General features: G+C 32.4%; 17 protein-coding genes. 5 read left to right on the top strand and 12 right to left on the bottom strand.

Annotation, left to right across the window (positions count from 1 at the left end):
• Positions 1-45: 45 nt before the first annotated feature.
• The 6 genes from OA93_RS00185 to OA93_RS00215 form a co-directional block, all read right to left on the bottom strand.
• Entirely contained in the window at positions 46-1,422 is a 1,377-nt protein-coding gene (locus tag OA93_RS00185; RefSeq protein ID WP_039111071.1) for a CsgG/HfaB family protein, read from the bottom strand.
• Between the two features lie 69 nt (positions 1,423-1,491).
• Entirely contained in the window at positions 1,492-1,938 is a 447-nt protein-coding gene (locus tag OA93_RS00190; protein ID WP_039111072.1) for a curli assembly protein CsgF, read from the bottom strand.
• Between the two features lie 82 nt (positions 1,939-2,020).
• Positions 2,021-2,755, bottom strand: coding sequence for a CsgE family curli-type amyloid fiber assembly protein (locus OA93_RS25305; protein WP_052259321.1), 735 nt, complete (start codon positions 2,753-2,755; stop codon positions 2,021-2,023).
• Between the two features lie 4 nt (positions 2,756-2,759).
• Positions 2,760-3,242 carry a hypothetical protein gene (locus OA93_RS00205; protein ID WP_039111073.1) on the bottom strand — a complete coding sequence of 161 codons (483 nt, stop codon included), beginning with the start codon at positions 3,240-3,242 and terminating at the stop codon, positions 2,760-2,762.
• A gap of 110 nt (positions 3,243-3,352) precedes the next feature.
• Positions 3,353-4,042: a hypothetical protein gene (locus OA93_RS00210; RefSeq protein WP_039111074.1), complete on the bottom strand. Its 690-nt coding sequence runs from the start codon at positions 4,040-4,042 to the stop codon at positions 3,353-3,355.
• Positions 4,043-4,441: 399 nt separating this feature from the next.
• A complete protein-coding gene (locus OA93_RS00215; RefSeq protein ID WP_039111075.1) occupies positions 4,442-6,631 on the bottom strand; it encodes a glutamine synthetase III in 2,190 nt (729 codons plus the stop codon).
• 412 nt (positions 6,632-7,043) lie between these two features.
• On the opposite strand from OA93_RS00215, the gene OA93_RS00220 reads away from it, so the two are divergent.
• The 3 genes from OA93_RS00220 to OA93_RS00230 all read left to right on the top strand — a co-directional run bounded on the left by OA93_RS00220 (position 7,044) and on the right by OA93_RS00230 (position 11,722).
• Complete coding sequence (locus OA93_RS00220; protein ID WP_039111076.1) at positions 7,044-8,060, top strand: glutamine synthetase beta-grasp domain-containing protein; 1,017 nt, start codon at positions 7,044-7,046, stop codon at positions 8,058-8,060.
• 503 nt (positions 8,061-8,563) lie between these two features.
• On the top strand, positions 8,564-9,523 hold the full coding sequence (locus tag OA93_RS00225; protein ID WP_039111077.1) for a TerC family protein: 960 nt from the start codon (positions 8,564-8,566) through the stop codon (positions 9,521-9,523).
• A gap of 375 nt (positions 9,524-9,898) precedes the next feature.
• Positions 9,899-11,722 (top strand): T9SS type A sorting domain-containing protein, encoded by a 1,824-nt coding sequence (locus OA93_RS00230; RefSeq protein ID WP_039111078.1) that lies wholly within the window; start codon positions 9,899-9,901, stop codon positions 11,720-11,722.
• A 52-nt stretch (positions 11,723-11,774) separates the two neighbouring features.
• Here OA93_RS00230 and OA93_RS00235 read toward each other — a convergent pair whose 3' ends face one another.
• The 4 genes from OA93_RS00235 to OA93_RS00250 form a co-directional block, all read right to left on the bottom strand.
• Positions 11,775-12,305: a hypothetical protein gene (locus tag OA93_RS00235; protein WP_039111079.1), complete on the bottom strand. Its 531-nt coding sequence runs from the start codon at positions 12,303-12,305 to the stop codon at positions 11,775-11,777.
• A gap of 167 nt (positions 12,306-12,472) precedes the next feature.
• Positions 12,473-13,336 carry an alpha/beta hydrolase-fold protein gene (locus OA93_RS00240; RefSeq protein WP_039111080.1) on the bottom strand — a complete coding sequence of 288 codons (864 nt, stop codon included), beginning with the start codon at positions 13,334-13,336 and terminating at the stop codon, positions 12,473-12,475.
• A gap of 428 nt (positions 13,337-13,764) precedes the next feature.
• Entirely contained in the window at positions 13,765-15,804 is a 2,040-nt protein-coding gene (locus OA93_RS00245; RefSeq protein ID WP_039111081.1) for a M13 family metallopeptidase, read from the bottom strand.
• A gap of 365 nt (positions 15,805-16,169) precedes the next feature.
• The gene (locus OA93_RS00250; RefSeq protein WP_039111082.1) at positions 16,170-17,042 is read right to left on the bottom strand and encodes an AraC family transcriptional regulator; all 873 of its coding nucleotides are present in this window, start codon (positions 17,040-17,042) and stop codon (positions 16,170-16,172) included.
• A 186-nt stretch (positions 17,043-17,228) separates the two neighbouring features.
• Between OA93_RS00250 and OA93_RS00255 the strand changes: the two genes are divergently transcribed.
• The gene (locus OA93_RS00255) at positions 17,229-17,633 is read left to right on the top strand and encodes a hypothetical protein (protein WP_039111083.1); all 405 of its coding nucleotides are present in this window, start codon (positions 17,229-17,231) and stop codon (positions 17,631-17,633) included.
• 399 nt (positions 17,634-18,032) lie between these two features.
• Positions 18,033-18,413, top strand: a complete 381-nt coding sequence (locus OA93_RS00260; protein WP_039111084.1) for a hypothetical protein — start codon at positions 18,033-18,035, stop codon at positions 18,411-18,413.
• An 84-nt stretch (positions 18,414-18,497) separates the two neighbouring features.
• Here the strand turns inward: OA93_RS00260 and OA93_RS00265 are convergent, their stop codons facing one another.
• Together OA93_RS00265 and OA93_RS00270 are read right to left on the bottom strand one after the other, a co-directional pair.
• Entirely contained in the window at positions 18,498-19,700 is a 1,203-nt protein-coding gene (locus tag OA93_RS00265) for a hypothetical protein (protein WP_039111085.1), read from the bottom strand.
• Between the two features lie 138 nt (positions 19,701-19,838).
• Positions 19,839-20,642 (bottom strand): hypothetical protein, encoded by an 804-nt coding sequence (locus OA93_RS00270; protein ID WP_039111086.1) that lies wholly within the window; start codon positions 20,640-20,642, stop codon positions 19,839-19,841.
• Positions 20,643-20,743: the final 101 nt, after the last annotated feature.

Below are 20,743 nucleotides of genomic sequence, written 5' to 3' on the forward strand. Positions count from 1 at the left end.
AGACTTTATCGAGTTTATTCGACGAATTTTTTGAATGATATTTTTTTACATCTTTTTTTTCTTGTGATAGTTTTTCGGGAAGTAATATGTTACCCCTAATCCGAAACGCCAGTAATAATCATCCCTGACTCCGCTATCGACATAATCTATCATATCTGTGAAATTTATATTGTATTCTCCGTACAGTTTGAGTCCAAGATTACTTGTTACCAAATATTCTAATCCTCCTCCAAACTGTACTTTGGTATGCCTATTTTCATACTTAGAATTAAATCCTATTCCGCCGCCGCCAAATATGTAAGGCGTAAAGTTGTCATAGGGCAATACCAATAATTCTAGATTTAGATCGAGGGTTGCATACCCAACATCTAGCTTATCTTTATTACCGAGTTTAAAAACATTTGTCGAGGCACTTATATCTAAATTTGGTGTAAAGAAATATTTCACGGCTCCTCTTCCCATTGGTTTTGCAACCGGACTAGGATAATCCCCTTTCATAAGGGTTGCTCCTCCTGCTACTTCTATACCAAAACGACCTCTTTTTTCGGCTAGGTTTCTTCCGTATAGTTGTGCTAAGTCGGCTTCGCTTTTTTCGTTGTCATAATTGGCAATAAAATTATCAACTTGGGTTTGTGGGGCATTTACTTCCCATAATTTGTCTTTGATACCATCTACAATAAGTCCTTCGACTGCTTTTTCTATAGCTTCGGTAACGGCTAATTGTATGGGTTCGTTTCGGGTAAATCCTGTTTCGACTTCCAGAAGTCTGTTTAGGTTTACATATCGAAATAAATTGGCATCGACACTTTGTGATAAAATTGTTTTGGAAACATAAACGGTATTTAAGATTTTACCATTTGATGTTGAAACAAGTCTTAGATAAACTGTAACTCTATCTTGTCTATATCTTACTGAAGCTCCGGCGCCAAAATATCTGGCTCCAAATCCTCCTGTAATTATATTTGTGTCATAGGATATAATACCTCCTTCCAGTAAAACTCCGGCAAATAAAAGAGGCGTTAATGGGGCTTCTTTTTCATTGGGTTTGGTAGCATATTCTTGTCTTGTGGATCTAATGATGTTTCTTTCATTAAGCAAATTCCCCAAGTTTTCTCGTTCTATTGGAATAAACCATTTTGAGTCTTCAAGGGCTTTTATCAAGATAGAAGTTGCTCCTTGTGTAACTGCTGTACTAAATGTACTACCTAGTTCTACGGCTTTGTATTGCCCAGTTTGATCCTTGAATTTATAAACCCCTACAACAATTTGTTCTTTGGGTTTAGGGATATTGGTTAATGCCGAGGTAGCTGGTGTATTCTCTCCATAAACAGCTTTTTGTACTCCAACGGGTTGATTAAAATAAGCACCACAACCTGAGAATAAAATAGCTATTAGGACTCCAAAAAGTGATTTTTGATTCATAAGTGATTTTTTATTAACTTATTAGCGATAAAAAATGTAAAACTTATTACTAGGAATAAAAATTTAATCCTAATTGTTTCCAGGAACAATTACTTGCGTTTGTTCTCCTGTTTCTATATCCAGGATATCTACAACAAGCCCAAGATTAGAGTCATATACATCTACAGAGAGTGTCCCAAAGACATAAGATCCCGGTTTTATTCCTCCTCCTGTACCACCAGTACCTATACCTCCTCCTGTACCTGTACCAAACTGATCCTCGAATAATGAATTAGAAAGTTTGTTTAGTAACTGATTGTTAAGATTTTCCTTGAAACGTTGTAAATCTGATTTTTGTTCGAATCCAGTTGTCTTATCTTCTTTGTAGTCGTTTTGTGCTTGCGCTGAACTAAGTAGCCAATTGTAGTTAAACGTATCTCCGCCAAAAGCTGGGTTGATAGGTTTATAGGCCAAATCTTGCGCAACCGAAGTAAAACATATTCCTAGTAAACAAAATAGTAAAGTTATTGTCTTCATTTTGGTATTTTTAGGGTTTAAAAATAACTGCCAAAAAACATTTAATTAATCTATTCGAATGTCAACTAATTAAATGCACAACTTAATACTGAGTGATTAATTTATTTTGTCTTTCGATATTTTTAAAATACTTGAAAATTTTGGCCGAAGATGATTCTGCCATGTATTTTAAAAAATCTTCGTCTGGTCTTGAAATAAATTCATCAATTATTTCTCCATCAACATCTATCATTATCTTAGTTGTTCTCCCGAAGGTTAATTCTTCTCGAACTGTAACGATTTTATGTGATTTGATTTTTAATTTCGAATATTCTGAATAAAAATAATCGTAAAAATCATTGCCCAATTTAGTCTTGGTATCGTTAGAAACTATACCAATCATTTCTAATCCGTCTGTAGGTGTTTGAATCTCTGTTTTAGATTCATCTTTTCCTCCAAATATTACTTTGTCTTTTCCTATTACTGCATTATTATCATCATAAATTAATAATAGAATAATTATTTCGTCGTCTTTAGTAAAATTTACTTGTGTTTTGGAGAGGTTTACTTTTTGAATTGGTTCTAGTGTAACTCTGCCGTCTTGTGCATTATTGGATTTATTAGTATTGGATTTATTTACTTTTAAAACTGATAATTTATAGGAGATGTTTTTAAACTCTGCTTTTAAATTTTCTGCAGTTCCGGTAATTGCCAATGAATTTTCGATTTGTTCAATTTCAATTTTAGCTTTTACCTCTGTATAAACCACTTGTGCAAATGTGTTTTGCACTACTAACATCATAATAATTAAAATAATATTTAGATTATATCGCTCCATAATATTAGTGATTGAAAATATAAATAGTGCCTGAATTTCCGGTTTGGGTAATTCTCATTCCCTCTGATATTGAGTTTGAGCCATTATTAAAAATGGTCAGATTATCTCCTCTTTGATTAATCGACATATTTATAGCTCCACTGGAGTATAAAGAAAAGTCGCTTACCATATTGTTATTTCCAGACTGAACAACTGATTGATTAATTTCAGGTGCTTTCTTATACATATTTATATAATTGTCATTACCAATTTGATTAAGAACTACATTGGATTTATTACTAATGATACTTATATCTGTAGCATTGTAATTTCCAATTTGCATAATTTTTACAATATTATTATTTTGAACAAACAGATTTGCATTTTGGTTTCTATAGTCATTATTACTTTCTAATGCTTTTATAGCATATACATCTAAAGGATTTAACTCCTGTGTGAAAGCAATATTTGTAAATAAAAGTAATATTAAATACACTGCTGGTTTCATGACATATTTTTAAAATAAATCTTCTTTAAAAATTTATACCAGTTTCATAAATAAAACTGGTATAAACTGAATTGTAAGCAGAATTAAATTCTACTCTTTTCAAGTAAAGCTTAGTTAGATTGGAAAACTATAGCTCCGTTTGCAATACCTGTTTGAGTAATTGTACTCATGTGGTCGTTTCCTAATTGTAGTGTTAACGCAAAGTTAGCAGTACCATCTTGGTAAACACTAGATGTATTGTCATAACCAAGTTGTGCTGTAATTGCTGTGTTTCCATCTCCTAATTGATAAATATCTGAGGTGTTAAACCAATAAGATTGTACAACAAATGCATTGTTTCCATCCCCATCTTGTTCAATAGTTGATGAGTTACCTACAAAGAATTGTAATGTTGTAGCACTATTGTTGTCTCCAGATTGAATAGTTGAAGCTGAGTTAAATGCTCCTAATTGTACAGTTAATGCATCATTATCATCTCCCATTTGGTCGATTGTTGCCACGTTTGCCAGACCTAATTGTGCTATAGTTGCACTATTATCATCTCCGTTTTGATTTACAGCTGCGATATTAAAAATACCTGCTTGTGAAACATCTGACTCATTATCATCTCCAGTTTGACTAACAAATGCTAAATTTGCCAAACCAAATTGTGTAACTTGTGAATCATTTGAATAACCTACCTGAGATACCAAGGCTCCATTTATCCAGCCTGTTTGATCTACATCACTAACATTAGCTTGCGCAATTGCAGCTGTACCAACAAATAGCATCGCGGAGATGCTTAAAACTACTTTTTTCATAATAAATATATTTAATTGGTTATTAATACAAATTATTATGTAGGTTTCGTGACGGGGAATCACTGCAAAATTGTAATTATCGATAGGTTAAATAAAGGGGAAAGTGTGAAGCTTTATTTCTTAATTACGATTCAAATTTAAAGAACTTTCTGCTAACGAAATAAATACAAACATCTATTTTTCAATAAGTTAATCACCTTTTCGATGAACTGCAAAACAATAACGACGAAATGCTAATTTTATCTTAAATTGCTATCAGAAAAAAGTTACTTTATCATTAAATCAATATTCAGATTTGAATTTCATTCTAAAAAATGCATTTTAAACCCCATTTTTGAATTTATTATACAAAAAAGGTCCAGCAAAATGCCAGACCCTTTTATAATGCGCTTTAAGCTCTTATTTTGTAAACAATAGCTCTCTATATTTAGTCAATGTCCAAATTTCATTATCTACAAGTAGCTCTAGTTTATCGCAATGATTACGTATATCCTCAAAATAAGGTTTTACGTTATTACAATACGCTTCGGCCATTTCTTGTGCATCTGTAAGATGGTTTGCTTTCTTTCTTTCGTTAGTCATCGCTTCTACTTTAGAATTAATTCCTTCGATATGTCCAGAAATTTGTTTAATCAATACTATTTGCTCTTTTGCTATAGTAAGGAAATCGTCTCCAAAGATTTCTTTTAATCCTTTTACATTCTCTATTAATGTATTTTGGTAACGAATAGCTGTTGGGATAACGTGATTTTTAGAAATATCTCCTAAAACTCTTCCTTCTATTTGAATTTTCTTAGTGTACTCTTCCAATTCAATTTCGTAACGTGCCTCAACCTCAACATGGTTCATGATACCCAATTCCGAGAATAAATCTAAAGCTTTTTTAGATGCTCTGGCTTTTAATGCCTCAGGAGTTGTTTTATGATTACTCAAACCTCTTTTGGTAGCTTCAATTTCCCATGCTTCACTATATCCGTCTCCTTCAAAAAGGATTTTTTTAGAAACTTTTATATACTCTCTTAAAACATTAAAGATAGCATCATCTTTCTTCATGTCTTTTAACTCAATCAATGCATCAACTTCAATTTTAAAGTCTTTTAATTGTTTTGCAACAATTGCATTAAGAGTTGTCATTGAGTTTGCACAGTTTGCAGATGAACCTACTGCTCTAAACTCAAATTTATTTCCTGTAAAAGCAAATGGTGAAGTTCTGTTTCTATCAGTATTATCTAATAATACATCTGGAATTTTACCTACTACATTTAGTTTTAAATCTGTTTTTTCTTCTGGAGATAATTTTCCAGTTGTTACACCTTCTAATTCAGCCAAAACCTTTGTTAATTGCTCACCAATAAATACAGAGATAATTGCCGGTGGTGCTTCATTTGCTCCTAATCGGTGATCATTACTTGCTGTAGCAATTGCTGCTCTTAATAGTTCTTCATAATCATTAACCGCCTTAATCGTATTGATAAAGAAAGTTAAGAACTGTAAATTACTCATAGGAGTTTTGCTTGGACTTAACAAGTTTACTCCTGTATCTGTTGCTAATGACCAGTTATTATGTTTACCTGAACCATTTACTCCTTTAAAAGGTTTTTCATGAAATAATACTTTAAAATCATGGCGTTCTGCCACTTTTTGCATTACATCCATTAATAAACAGTTATGATCTACCGCTAAGTTTGTTTCTTCAAAAATCGGCGCCAACTCAAACTGATTTGGTGCTACCTCATTATGACGTGTTTTTACTGGTATACCCAATAACATACATTCTTGCTCCAAATCTCTCATGTATAATAAAGCACGAGTAGGAATAGAACCAAAATAATGATCATCTAATTGTTGCCCTTTGGCAGATGTGTGTCCTAACAAGGTTCTTCCTGTCATCATAAGATCAGGACGAGATTCTGCAAGAGATCTATCTATAAGAAAATATTCCTGCTCCCATCCAAGGGTTGCAGTAACTTTCTTTACATTTTTATCAAAATATTTACAAACATCTGTTGCTGCATCATCAATTGCAGATAATGCTCTTAATAAAGGTATTTTATTATCTAATGCTTCTCCTGTATAGGAAATGAAAACGGTAGGAATACATAAAGTAGTTCCAAAAATAAATGCTGGAGATGTAGGATCCCAAGCTGTATATCCTCTTGCCTCAAATGTGTTTCTTATTCCTCCGTTTGGAAAACTAGAAGCATCTGGTTCTTGTTGTACTAATTGTGCTCCTCCAAATTTCTCAACCGGATCACTGCCATCATAAGAAATCTCAAAAAATGCATCATGTTTCTCTGCAGTTGTTCCTGTTAATGGCTGAAACCAGTGTGTATAATGAGTAACCCCTTTAGAGAGTGCCCATTCTTTCATACCCATCGCAATATAATCGGCCAGTTTTCTGTCTATCTTAGTTCCATGCTGAACTGCTCCTTGTACTCCTTTAAATGCATCCGAAGTCAAATACTGCTTCATCGCTTTATCGTTAAATACATTAGATCCAAAAATGGTTGATTTTCTGTCGGTTTCTTCAAACTGAACAGATTTTCTTGTTGAAGCTTCTTTTAAAGCTTGAAAACGTAATGTTGACATGCAGACAAATTTTAAGTTATTATTAATTTAGATTTGATAATAAAGTGCAAATATAATAATTAATCCCCTTTATTATAGCCCCCTTTGTGCATTTTATGAAACTAATTCAAACCACACCCCTGTCTTTTCGAAGTAATTTAACAAAAGAGCAGCTTTTTCGGTATTTATAAAACAATTTACCAATCGCGAAACCTTGCTCATTTTCAAAAACACCACCCATAATTGCGAAATTATTTTTTATCCCCCTCTAAAATTACCTATTTTTAAATTTAGGGCGCAAAAATTAAGCTTATGCAAAAAATAACATTACCCTAAATAAAAACTACCCCTGTTTTTCTAGCAATAAAAAAATAAATATATATTTGACCCAACAAAAAAATCCAAAAAAAAAGAAAAATTAATTTATATTATTATGGCTAAAATAAAGTTAGAGTACATTTGGTTAGATGGATATGAACCAACTCAAAATCTTAGAAGCAAAACCAAAGTTGAAGAACACGAAAATTTTAAAGGAACACTAGAAGAACTTGGTAATTGGTCATTTGATGGATCTTCTACAAAACAAGCCGAAGGTGGATCTTCTGACTGTTTATTAGTTCCTGTTGCAATTTACCCAGATCCAACTCGTATTAATGGATACTTAGTAATGTCTGAGGTTATGTATGCTGATGGAACTCCACATCCTTCTAACGGTAGAGCTACTATTGATGATGATAATGATGATTTCTGGTTTGGTTTCGAACAAGAATATTTCATCATGGACACTAAAACTTTATTGCCATTAGGTTTCCCTGTTGGAGGTTATCCTGCTCCACAAGGTATGTACTACTGTTCTGTAGGTGGGAAAAATACTCACGGAAGAAAATTAGTCGAAGAACATGCAGATTTATGTATCGCAGCTGGAATTAACTTTGAAGGTATCAACCAAGAGGTTGCTTGCGGACAATGGGAGTTTCAATTATTTGCTAAAGGTGCAAAAAAAGCTGGTGACGAAATTTGGATTGCAAGATACTTACTAGATCGTTTAACAGAGAAATATGGTTACTATATCGAATATCACCCAAAACCACTTGGTGATACAGATTGGAATGGATCTGGAATGCACGCTAATTTCTCTAACGAAGTTTTAAGAACTTGTGGAGACCAAGCTACTTACGAAAGAATCTGTGAGGCTTTCCGTCCTGTTACTGCTGAGCATATTGCGGTTTACGGAGCTTACAACGATTTACGTTTAACTGGTAAACACGAAACTGCTTCTATCCATGATTTCTCTTACGGTATTTCTGATAGAGGAGCATCAATAAGAATTCCATTGATTACAGTACAAAAAGGTTGGAAAGGCTGGCTAGAAGACAGAAGACCTGCATCTAACGGTGACCCATATAAAATTGCTGCAAGAATTATCAAAACTGTAAAATCAGCATTGTAATTTCATAGCTTCATAAAACCAAAAAGTGCCTCATATATATGTAGGCACTTTTTTTATGCCCTTTATTTTTGTAAAAAAGTTTTACCATTAAGAGGTTAAGAAAATTTAAGAATAGTACCAAATCTTAAATTGTCTATATAAAGGGACGCAGATTAAACCGATTTACAAAAAGTAAAGTCGCGGATGAAAAACGGATTTAAAAAAACAACAGATAGAAAATCCGTTTAATCCGTGTTTTCGCTTTAGCGAATCCGTTTAATCCGCGTCCCCTTCGCATAGAATTTGAAACTTAGCGACCTTTGCATATCCGACGCTTCGGGATTGCGCTCTTTGCGGTTAAATCCCCTACCACAGATCAAAACTTAATCCCCCTTAATCTCTTAATGGTAAAATTTTTACTTTTCTCTTTTACACAATCCAAAAGCATCATTAAAATATTGGAAATATGCTTTTTAGGTATAAAATCAAAAACTATCTTTGTAATTCACTAAAAAAATCGGCTTATGATAGTCTGGATACTTTTTTTAATAGCAGTACTACTTATTCTTGCTCTAGACCTTGGCGTATTTAATAAAACACCACATATTATAAGCACAAAAGAAGCTAGCAGATGGACTCTTATCTGGGTAAGCGCTTCGTTTTTATTCTCTGGCGTAATATATTGGTTATATGGTACTGATTATATAGAAAATCCCGATGGACTAAAACCAGCCGCTGCCGCAATAAAATTCATTACCGGATATCTAATCGAATTATCTTTAAGCGTAGATAATATTTTTGTGATTGCTATTATTTTTACTTCTTTTAAGATTCCACAAAAATACCAGCATCGCGTTTTATTTTGGGGAATTCTAGGCGCTGTCATTTTCCGCGGATTGATGATTTTCTTTGGCGTAATGCTTATCAATAAATTCACCTGGACAACTTATGTATTTGGTGCTTTCTTACTGTTTACAGCAATGAAAATGTTATTTTCGGGCAAAGAAGAAGATTTTCATCCAAAAGACTCTTTTATATATAAGGTATTAGGAAAAGTAATTCCGATTACTTCTCACATGGAGCATGAAAAATTTTTCACTTTAACTGAAAAAGGAAAAAAAGCTGCCACTCCGCTATTTGTTGCTTTAATAGTAATTGAGTTTATGGACGTTTTATTTGCAATCGACAGCGTTCCTGCAATTCTTGCCATTACCAAAGATCCTTTTTTAGTCTTTAGCTCTAATATCTTTGCTATTCTCGGATTACGTTCGATGTATTTTTTCCTTGCTAATATGTTAGCTAAATTCAGTTATTTAGAATACAGTCTAATTGCCATCTTAAGTTTCGTAGGTCTTAAAATGTTACTACACGATTATATCGAAATACCCGAATGGGGTTCACTTACTTTTATCGGACTTTCACTAATTATAGGAATTATTGTTTCATTGCGATTAAGCAAAGAGAAAATTTCTAAAACCAAATAATAGAAATACAACAGTTTTTTTTCGAACCATTAAGAGATTAAGGTTTATTAAGAATCCTCTAACTCTCCCCTAAATGTAGATGGAACGCGGATGATACGGATACGCTAAAGCGAAAACACGGATTAAAACGGATTTTTTCACCATTAAGATATTAAGGTATATTAAGAATAAAGTTTAATCTTTCTGTCTTTCCCTTAAATGAGAAAGGGAACGCGGATTAAAACAGATTTTTTTGCACATTTTACTTTTCTCATTTTCTAATTCTCTAATTCTCCTGTATCCTCGAATGTTAAATTATAAGAAAAATAATATATTTAATAAAAAATTAGTATATTGATTGTAAGATATTTAATTAATTAATTTAAATTTTAACTTATGAGAAAGAAATACTTTTATTTCGTTTTAACGCTCTTATTTAGTACTACAATTCTATTTGGGCAAAAAGTGACCCTTACACCATTGCTTGTCAACGGTAAAGGTTATACTACTGGACCTATAAACCTTGAATCGACCCCTGTATCGAGTGTTTCTTTAAGTGTTAAAGTGGATTCTCCTGGAGCTACAGGAAACGATGGCACTATAACCGTATATTATATTAACCCTGCAGCATTAGGAGGTAACGTAGCTTCTGGTGGTAATGGAGGTCCTCTTCTTTTTGGAGGAGGAAAAACAGCAACACGCAATTTTGTAATCTCCTTAAACTGGAGTAATTTCAATACTTCAGGAGGATACGTGTATGCAGAATATAAAAATAGTGCAGGTGTAATTTATAAAAGCGCTAGTCTCTCAGTTATAAAGAATGCAACTATGGGAGGCGGAACTTTAACTCCTCCAGCCGATGCTCCTAACCCCGCAAATATTGCAAACTCTCTATGCTGCAACCAAACAGTAAGGCTTGGGGAAAGACCTGCCCCCATAGTAGGCTCTCAATATGCAAACCCATATAAAGATTATAATTATGGAATAAATAGTTCTTGGAGTGCGAGCGGAAATAGCAGTATCAAACTTTTAAGTACTGAGAACCATACTCTAAATATGGATTATATAACCGAGCTTAAAAACTTTACAGTTTCAAGAAGTCTTGGCTATAATAACACTGTCAATCTCACAAATAAAAGTAATACGGTTACTGTTACTGTAGTTCCATCACCAATAGCCGAAAATGAAATTTCGATTGATGCAGGCATAGATGGGAATGGCTTCGCAGAAATAATAAATACTAATCCAAAAATAATACAAGGAAGCCAAACATATGTAAATCTAAACACTTTGCAAGACCCTTTTAATATCCCAAAAAGAACAGACACAAGAGCAGATATTGAAAGATATGAATGGGAATATGGTTTAACAAATAATATTTATCCAATAGTAAATAATTGGACTACTCTCCCTAATGAAAATAGTGTTTCATTAAATTCATTAAATATTCCAAATCTTAATAGCTCTGAAGATAACTTTTATTTAATAAGACGAATTGCTATTTACAAAAATTTAAAAATAGCTAGTAACTCTTTAAAAATAACATTAAGAACTGTGCGCAATAACAATACTATTTGCTGCGATCAAACTTTACAAATATCAACGTCAAATGTAATTGAAAGTCCTTCTCTGATTACAGGTGCTACTGCAATTTCAGATAAAAACCAGTATTTATATTATCAATGGCAAAGTCAATCCACTGCGACTCGTCTAAAACCTAGTGGGAATTGGTCAAATATTAAAGGCGCAACATCAAAAGATTACTTCCCTCCACCTCTTCAATTTGTTCCTAACAGTGGTGGAAGAGATGGAAGTGAAACTACAATTCCTACGTACAATTATAGACGCATAGTAGAAAGCAATATCTACAATACAGAAAAATCTTATAGCAATGAAGTGAATTTAACTTATAAATATCCTGGTAGAGAGACATCATCATCTCTGACTATTTATCCAAATCCAGCCACTTCAACAATCAATATTAAAAATACAAATGCAAGATCATATACGTATGGAGATCCAAATTTAACTAATGCTACTGTCAATATTATAAATATCATGGGAACTATTGTAAATTCAAACAATTTTTCAATAGTAGACCCAAGTCTCATCACTATTGATATTTCAACCTTAATAACAGGAACGTATTTTCTAAATATTTCAGGTAACAGTAGTGATGGAATACCATATACTAAACAATTTACATTTATAAAAAACTAAACCAACAAAAAAGGGAATCTTACGATTCCCTTTTTTAGTTTTTATAGAAGTTTTACTTCAATTCTTTTACATTACTATCATCAATATTATATTTCTTGATAACAGCATTATAATCAGAGTAATCTGGTTTATTAACAGATCTGTTTGTAAAACTTCCTGGCACAATCACAATTCTAAATGTTTGATTATCTAGAAAATCTGCTGCTGTAGTTTCTAAATCATAATTAGCACTCACATAAATTTTAAAATCCTTTTTACTAAAATCATAGTCATAATCCACAACACGATTATTAGTTAAAAAGATAGTACTTGGAATTAATTGCCAAACTGGAGTAGTTGGGTCTATTACATCAACTAATCTGTAAATTAATATTGTACTAGCATCAGCTATAAATGGATTAAATGTTCCATATATATTAAATCCATCAGCATCACTATATGCAAAATCTTTATTTTTAATTTCAAAAACTTTATTAACATTTTCTCCATCATATCCCGGAGGTCCTATTGGCCCTTCTGGTCCTTCGCAACTAGAGAACACTACCAATCCTACTATTGCAAAAAGTGTAATTATCTTTTTCATGTTTTTTTATTTTTTAAGTTATACATAAAGGTATTCCAAAAATCAAACCAAAAAAAATAATATGTACTATTTTCTTGAAAAAAAATTACACAATCACATACAAATCATTAATTTTCAATACATAACATTTAAATCATAAAAGGCTATATTTTTAGAATTGTATGGTTTTAATTTACCACAATACCATTTTTAGCCAATACTTTACTAAAATACAATACATGATACGGTAATGAATTTTCCCAATATTCCCAAGTATGTGCTCCTGGTCTTTCGGTATAATCGTGATCTACTTTACTGTAAACCAATCTTCGGTGTAGTTCGCGATTGGGTTCGATTAAAAAATCATCTACTCCACAATCAATTATCAATGCTAGTTTATTGGCTTTCATTTTATCAACCATACCAAGTACAGCATATGATGCATATACTTCTTGTGGCGCTCCTTCTTTACCAAAAACGGGTTCCATTAATTTAGTTACCTGTACTGCGTCACGATTAAGCATTCCGCCCATATCTACTGCGCCACTCATGCTTCCTGCTGCGCAAAACAAATCTGGATGCTTGGATGATAAATACAATGCTCCATGGCCTCCCATCGAAAGCCCCGAAATTACCCTTCCTTTTTTATCATTAATAGTACGGTAGGTTTTATCTATTTTCTGAATTACTTCTTTGGTTATATAAGTCTCAAACTGACTTCCTTTATTTACTGGACTATCTAAGTAAAAACTAAATGTTTCTCCTTCGGGCATTACGATTATCAAATTGTATTGATCAGATAAATTTTGCACTAATTTTTTATCTGGTGTGTTTTTTAGCCAATCTCCAAAATGTCCATAAGCACCATGCAACAAATACAATACAGGAAACGAAGCTTTACTTTTGGCATACGAATTTGGTAAAACAACTGCTGCTTTATATGTTTTTCCCATTGCAACACTCTCAATTTGTAGAGTATCTACTTTGGCACCATAAGATAAAAGGGAGCTGCATAAAAAAACAGCCAACAATATAATTTTAAAGTTTTTCATTTGTTTTTTAATAAAGGTTCTGAGATTCTGAGTTACTAAGGCTCTAAGATATGAAAAAGGTTTAGAAAAAGGTGTAAAGGCGCAGAGGTTCAAAGGGACAAAGGTTTGGATTGAACATACAGCAAACGCAAACTTTTTTCTTCCAAAAAAAGAATCTCCATAAGAAACTGACTAGTTTGTGTCAATTCCTTGCGGAGATTACTCTTATCTCTAAAAAATAAGTTTATGTTTATTTTGTGTTCAAAACTCTTTGACTCTCTTTGACAAAGACGCACTGCGGTGCGTCTCTACAGAAAACCTTTGAACCTTTTTTAAACCTTATAAAAACTCTGAACCTCCAAAAATACGCCCAGCGGTGCGTCTCTACAAAAAACCTCTGAACCTCTGAACCTCTGAACCTTTTTTAAACCTTTGAACCTTAAAAAAACCTACCAAATAACTACACGTAAACTATCTGGCTGATACATTTTATCTCCTTTTTTTACATTAAATGCTTTATAGAATTCTGGCATATTGCTTAAAGGTCCATTTACTCTAAATTGTTCTGGAGAATGTACATCGGTCATGATTTGATTAATTTTAGACTCATCTCTTCTATTGATCATCCAAGAATAAGCATAAGAAAGGAAATAACGTTGATCTGGCGTTAATCCGCTAATTTTCTCATTATTTTTATATTGAGCCGTTTTCTTAAATGCCTCATAACCTACTACAACACCCCCTAAATCGGCAATATTTTCTCCTTGTGTTGCTTCACCGTTAACGTGCTTACCAAGTACAGTAAACTTATTATATTGATCTACAATCAACTTCGTTTTAGATTTAAATTTTTTCAAATCTTCGGCAGTCCACCAATTATTTAGGTTTCCTTTATCATCATATTGGCTTCCCTGATCATCAAAACCATGCGTGATTTCATGTCCAAAGAAAGAACCTCCAAGAATTCCGTATAAGATAGCATCATCAGGCATTCTTCCTTCATAACCAGGAACGATAATATTACAAGCCGGAATCACAATTTCGTTATTACTAGGATTATAATAAGCGTTATATGTTTGTGGTTGCATACTCCATTCGGTTCTATCTACAGGTTTACCGTATTTGTTAACCATATCATTGTAATGCCAAGAATTAGCTTTTAATACATTACTACAAAATGAACTTCTATCAGTAGAAAGCTTACTCATATCCTTCCATTTATCTGGATATCCAACTTTCATAACGATTTTATTTAATTTTTGTAATGCTTTCTCTTTTGTAGCATCACTCATCCAATCTAATTTCTTGATATGCACAGCAAATACATCACGTATGTTATTACCTATTTCTAGTAATTTTTCTTTAACCCCTTTTGGCATATATTCGGCTACATATACTTGTCCTACTAATTCACCTAAATAGCTGTCTGTTTGCCCAACAACTCTTTTCCAACGTGGTTTTTGAGTACTAACTCCATTCATTACTGTCGAAAAGAATTTAAAGTTTTGCTTCTCAACCGCTGCATTTAAATATTCTGCATACGAATTTACCAGATTCCATTTAAGGTAAGTTTTCCATTCTTCAACAGGATATGTTTTTAATAACTTATTTAAAGAAGTAAAAAACTCAGGCTGACCTACAATTACCGTATCTGCTTTGGCAATACCCAAAATTGGTAAAACAGTTTTCCAATCAATATTTGGAGTCGTTTTGCTAAATTGTTCAACTGTAAGTTTATTATAATTTTTTACTGGATCTCTAAGCCCTTCTAGTTTACGAGAAGATTTTGCCAGATCAGTTTCCAGCTTCATGATAGTTGCAGCGCTTTTGGCAGCCGTTGCTTCGTCTTCGCCCGTAAATTTCATCATCGTTTTAAGATGAATTAAATACTCCTTACGAATAGATTCATTTCGCTTATCGGTATCAAGATAAAAATCTCTTTGCCCCATTCCTAATCCGCCCTGACCAAAAAACAACGCATATTTTGTACTTATTTTATCGTCTTGACCTACATAAAATGAAAAAGCCGGACTTGTACCAAGAGTTTGTAAATGTGCTATAGAATTTACCAAAGAAGGAACATCTTTTATAGCTGCAATTTTTTTCATTTCGCTATTAAGCGGAGATAAACCTGCTTTCTCGATGGCAATTGTATCCATACCTGAAGCATAAAAATCGCCTATTTTTTGTTTGTTACTTCCTTTTGCAGCCGATTCATCTGCAGCCGATTTTTCGCAAATACTTTTTATTTGCTCATTAATTGTATCCATAACAATCCTCCCAATACCGTTGCTACTATCGGTACTCGGAATTGGATGTTTCTTAAACCAACCATTATTGGCGTAGTTAAAAAAATCATCTGCAGGATTTATTGTTGTATCACGATTGGTTATTAAAGGATCCGGAAATACTGCTGGTTCTTTTTTGCCACAGCTTGAAACAACTATTCCCGTAAGTGTAAATACGATGAGTGTTCTAAATAAATTCATTAAGTATAATTTTGATTGTTTTGATTAAATCTAACTAATTACTACTTGTTTGTTACAATATTCGAAAAACAAGAATGTAAATATAATTTTTTCTCACATACAAAATGAAACTTCAATTCTAAAAAATGGATTATTACCGCCCAGTATGGTACGTCGGATATAATTCAAATTATAAAAGATTATCTAAAAAGGGAACGCGGATGACACGGATTCGCTCAGCTTAAAATTAACCGCAAAGCACGCAAAGGTTTTACGTAAAGTTCACAAAGCCGATAAAACATACAGCTTTGCGAACTTTGCGTTTTTATAGAATCTCACTTATAAAATCTTTGCGCCCTTTGCGGTTAAACTCTTTGCAGTTAAAACTACTTAATCACAGTTTTTAACTCCTGACGGTACTGCATGGCACTTTTCCCTGTATAAGTCTTAAATAATTTACTAAAATGACTAAAATTATTAAATCCGCTTTCATAACAAACCTCATTAATGCTAATAGGCTTTTCGGCCAAAAGCTTCGAAGCGTGTACCAAACGGTATTCATTAACAAAAGTAGTAAAGGTTTTATTGGTGATTTTTTTAAAATATCTACAAAAAGAAGGTGTAGTCATACTTACTAAACTCGAAACCTCATCGATAGCAATCGATTCCTGAAAATGGTCTTTTACATAATTAAAAACAACATTAATACGGTCATTATCCTGAGTGTATAATTCTAACGAAAACCCATCGACGTTAAGCACCGTATAATCTTCAGAAGATTCTAATTCGTCTAAAATACTCAGGAGTGTTAGCAATCGTTCTAATGGAAGTTGGTTTTCCATCATTTCTATTTTCTTCCCAATTCGTTCTTTGGTTTCTCCTGTAAATGCGATTCCTGCTTTGGCTTGACCAAAAACATTTTGAACTTTTTTCATCTCGGGAACTCCAAAAAAATCATTTCCTAAAAATTCTGGTTTGATATGGATAACGATTTCGTTTTTATTCCCAGTTTGTTCATTGGTAAAACCACAATGAGGCAAATTGGCTCCAATTAAAATCAAATCGCCATTGGTGTAATATGAAACATGACTTCCTATTTGTCGTTTTCCTGCTCCTCCATTTACATAAACCAATTCGATTTCGGGATGATAATGCCATAAATGGGATTTGCTATTGGTCTTTTTGGCATGCCTAATATAGCTAAAAGAGCTTCCGTAGGAGTTTGATATCACTTCAAGAGCTGGGGCGGTGTTCTTCATGATAAGTTCTTTGAAAAATAAAAACAAATTTAACTAAAACACCTAATATAATTCAAACTTTAACCTATAACGCTTTCGTAAATGAGAATATAGCATAGAAATTGGCAAATAGAGATGTGTAAAACAATATATTCTTAAAGTAATTTAGCATCAGAGAATTAAACTAATAATTAAAAAACTAAAGCCATGAAAAAGATTCTAAAATTAAGTCTAGTATGTGCAGTACTTTTTACAGGAATGAGTACTTATGCAATTGATGGAAATACCGATTTTGCACTTCATGTAAGAAAAGGCGACGGTAAACTAATTACATTTGCTTTAAACAATGTATCAAAAGCAAATCTTTCTATTTATGATAAAGATGGTATCTTAATTTACTCTGAAAACGCAACAGGTAAAGGCGGAATTTTAAAAGCATTTGATCTGACAGAGTTTCCAGAAGGAACTTATTTTCTGGATATAGAAGACAACGTAAAAAAATTGAGATATGAAATTAATGTTACCAATGGAGAATCTACATTGTCTAATAAATCTATTTCACAAACATACAAAACAACTAATGCTAAAAATACAGCCGTAGCATCACGTTAGAAAATTGCATTCCCACTCCTTTATAAAAATGAATTAATTTAGTTAGTAAAGTTAAAAACGTCATCGTTTAAAAACAGCCCTTTTATGGTTAAAAGAGCTGTTTTTTTTGTTTATAATAGTATCAAATATTCAAAAGAGAGCTGTTTTTTCAATCATTTTTTATTCTAAATTTATCTTTTGTGCGTCAACCACTACAAAAATGCAAAATACTGATTTGACAAAAGTTATAAAAATAACATCCGAGAATCTTATAAATCCGTATATAATCACGTGTTCAGCCGAAACACTTTTAAGTCAACGACTTAGGGCTAAAAATAATATAAAAAATATTTTGTAGTTAGCTAACTATTTGTAGTTTTGCGCACCGCGATTTGAAAATTAAAAAACAAAAACAAAGACATGAAGAAGATTTTAGGATTAAGCTTAGTATTGGTTATTTTTTTGACATCAATGAGTACTTATGCAATTGATGGAAAAGGGGATTATATCTTGAATATAAAAACTGGAAATGGTAAAGTAGTTAGTTTTACTTTGAATGGAGAGCAGAAATCAAATTTCTCTATTATTGATAACGAAAGTCATTTGATATATAAAGGAATAGCAACTAATGAATTAGAAACTTCAAAAACATTAAGTTTAGAAGAATACCCTGCGGGAACTTATTATTTAGAATTTCAAGACAATGCTAAAAAAGTAAAACACGAAATTATCGTAAAATCTTCAAAAGCAAACAAAACAACTGACGAATCTTTTAATCAAAGCCCAGCTTTTCGTCGTTAATTTATTTGCTTTTTATTAAGCAAAACAATTACAATTTAGTTATTATAGAAAGCCCAATTCTCTTTAAGAATTGGGCTTTTATCTTTAATTTGTTTCCGTAATAATTTTATACAATTCGGTACAATAATCAGCCTTATCTTTTTGTTGGTTTCTTTTATTTTCCTCTCCAGTTTCATAAACTATAACCTGAAACCAATATAATGCTCTAATAACCATATTCTGGGTTGGAATATCATTATTATCAAGCTTCATCGCATTCAACTTCTTCATTTCGGTATTCCAAAACTTAAAATTAGTATTGCTCTTAGCCGATTTTAATTCTTGATCAAAACGAAGCGAAAGTTTGTCTAAAATTTCATTTTCCTGAACCTTTATCTTCTCCATTTTTGCAACTTCATCCTTATACTCTCTAGTTTTTTTGATTTCGGCAATCTTGGTTCTTAAAAAATTGTCTTCATTTGTATTAAAAAAGGTAATCCCTTTTTCATAAGCAATCACCGAAGCAATCATTTCTTTATTAGCCTTTAAACTATCAGCTATTCGCAAATTGGTATCGTAAATCCTTTTAATAATGGTATCGTTCTTCGGCCTGATATTTTTTTTATATGCCTGAATTTCCAACCAGTCAAATGCGCGAAGCATCTCGGCTTGTTTAGGCCAAACATGTTCCTCATGTGCAATAAAAAGTGTATTTACAATCTTTGCATTATCCAGCCATTCTTTGTTTGCAATCATTTCCAGGTAATTCATATCTCTATCTCCAACCATACCTACATAGGAAAAATTGTTTGAAGGAGGAATAAGCTTATCCATACCATTAAAAGAAGCCCCACAAGCAATAACTCCTTGAAAAGCCCCCGAAGATATTCCGTAAAAACTAGCTAATCTTGCTCCACCCGAAAAGCCCGAAATATAAAGTTGGGAAGTATCAATGGCATAAGTTTGCAATACATTATCAAATAATCTATTAGCAACTGCAATATTAACTTGGGTAGATCCATTTTTTAAAGTATTAGAGCATACCAAAATATAATTATACGTTTCTGCAGCCAGTATAAAAGGTTCAATTGCTATTTTTCCTCTTGCATCTGGATCAAAAATAAAAACCAATGCCGTTGGAGTTTTGGCATCATACTTTTTTGGGAAATAAATTGCATACGATTCTGATGGAGTCGTTGCAATTTTCATCGAATCGATAATAACTCCCGTTTGTAACAATTGCTTGTCTTGAGCATAACTAAAAACCGTAACAAAAAGAAACAGAATATAATAGGTAGTATTTTTCATAACACTAAAATATAAAAAAACCTTTCATCTCTGAAAGGTTTTTCTAAATAACTTATATCTAAATATTTTACATATTTCTTCTATACTGTCCTCCTGATTACTATAATTTGCATAAAATAATCAGGGGAGAAATAAATCTTACTTAAATAAGTTATCAATATCATCCTGCATTCCAAAAACATCAGTTATTGTATACAAGCCCATCGGCTTATCTAAATGCGCATTAAAGGGCGTAGCTTCAACACAAGCAGCTATTAATTTTATTTGATTTGCTAAGTCTGGTAAAAATTTAATCCCTGCAACCGAAAATTTAGAAATTCGTGCAACACCACTGTCATTCATTCTTCCTTTTGCATTTATTTTTTCTAATTCTTCAATTTTAGGCACACTATCAAATATCTTATCATAAAACTCAAGTACAGGACTTTCATTTGGACGCTCATGGCTATGTATATAGGCACAGAAATATTGTTTTCCTAATTGAATAGAAATTACATCCTTCGGTCTGTAAAAAGTAATATTATCCGGAGATGATGGTATTCGTTTTAATTCCGTCGGTTTAGAATTTATGAAAGTTTTTATCTCGGCTGTTTTTCTAAAAAAATCATCACCTAAAACAACTTCATTATTTAAATCATCAATAGCGTTTATAGCCTTTTCCTTTATTATCTCATCTGTTAGTCCATATTTATGAAGCGTTAACGCCAAAGCAATATTGGCTTTACGTTTATAATTAATTGTCACTTCTGTACTATCTGCTTCTAATATACAATTCCAACGTAGTAACATTTTAGGAAGTATGTAATTCGTTAAGTTTGCTGCTATTTCTTTATCATGTTTGGCATACCTCATCGTAGTAGCAGTAAGTCTCGCCAAATCCTCATCAATATTTTGAACTAATGATTTTGCAGCCAGTTTATCTAAAATTTGTTGATGTGTCATAATTTCTAATTTTTCCCAAACTTAAAAATAATAAGTAATTCTTTGGGGTATTCTTCCCATAAAAAACAAGAAAACAACAACAAAAAAACAGCTCTGGATGG

It is taken from the genome of Flavobacterium sp. KMS, from assembly GCF_000813005.1.
Lineage (GTDB): Bacteria > Bacteroidota > Bacteroidia > Flavobacteriales > Flavobacteriaceae > Flavobacterium.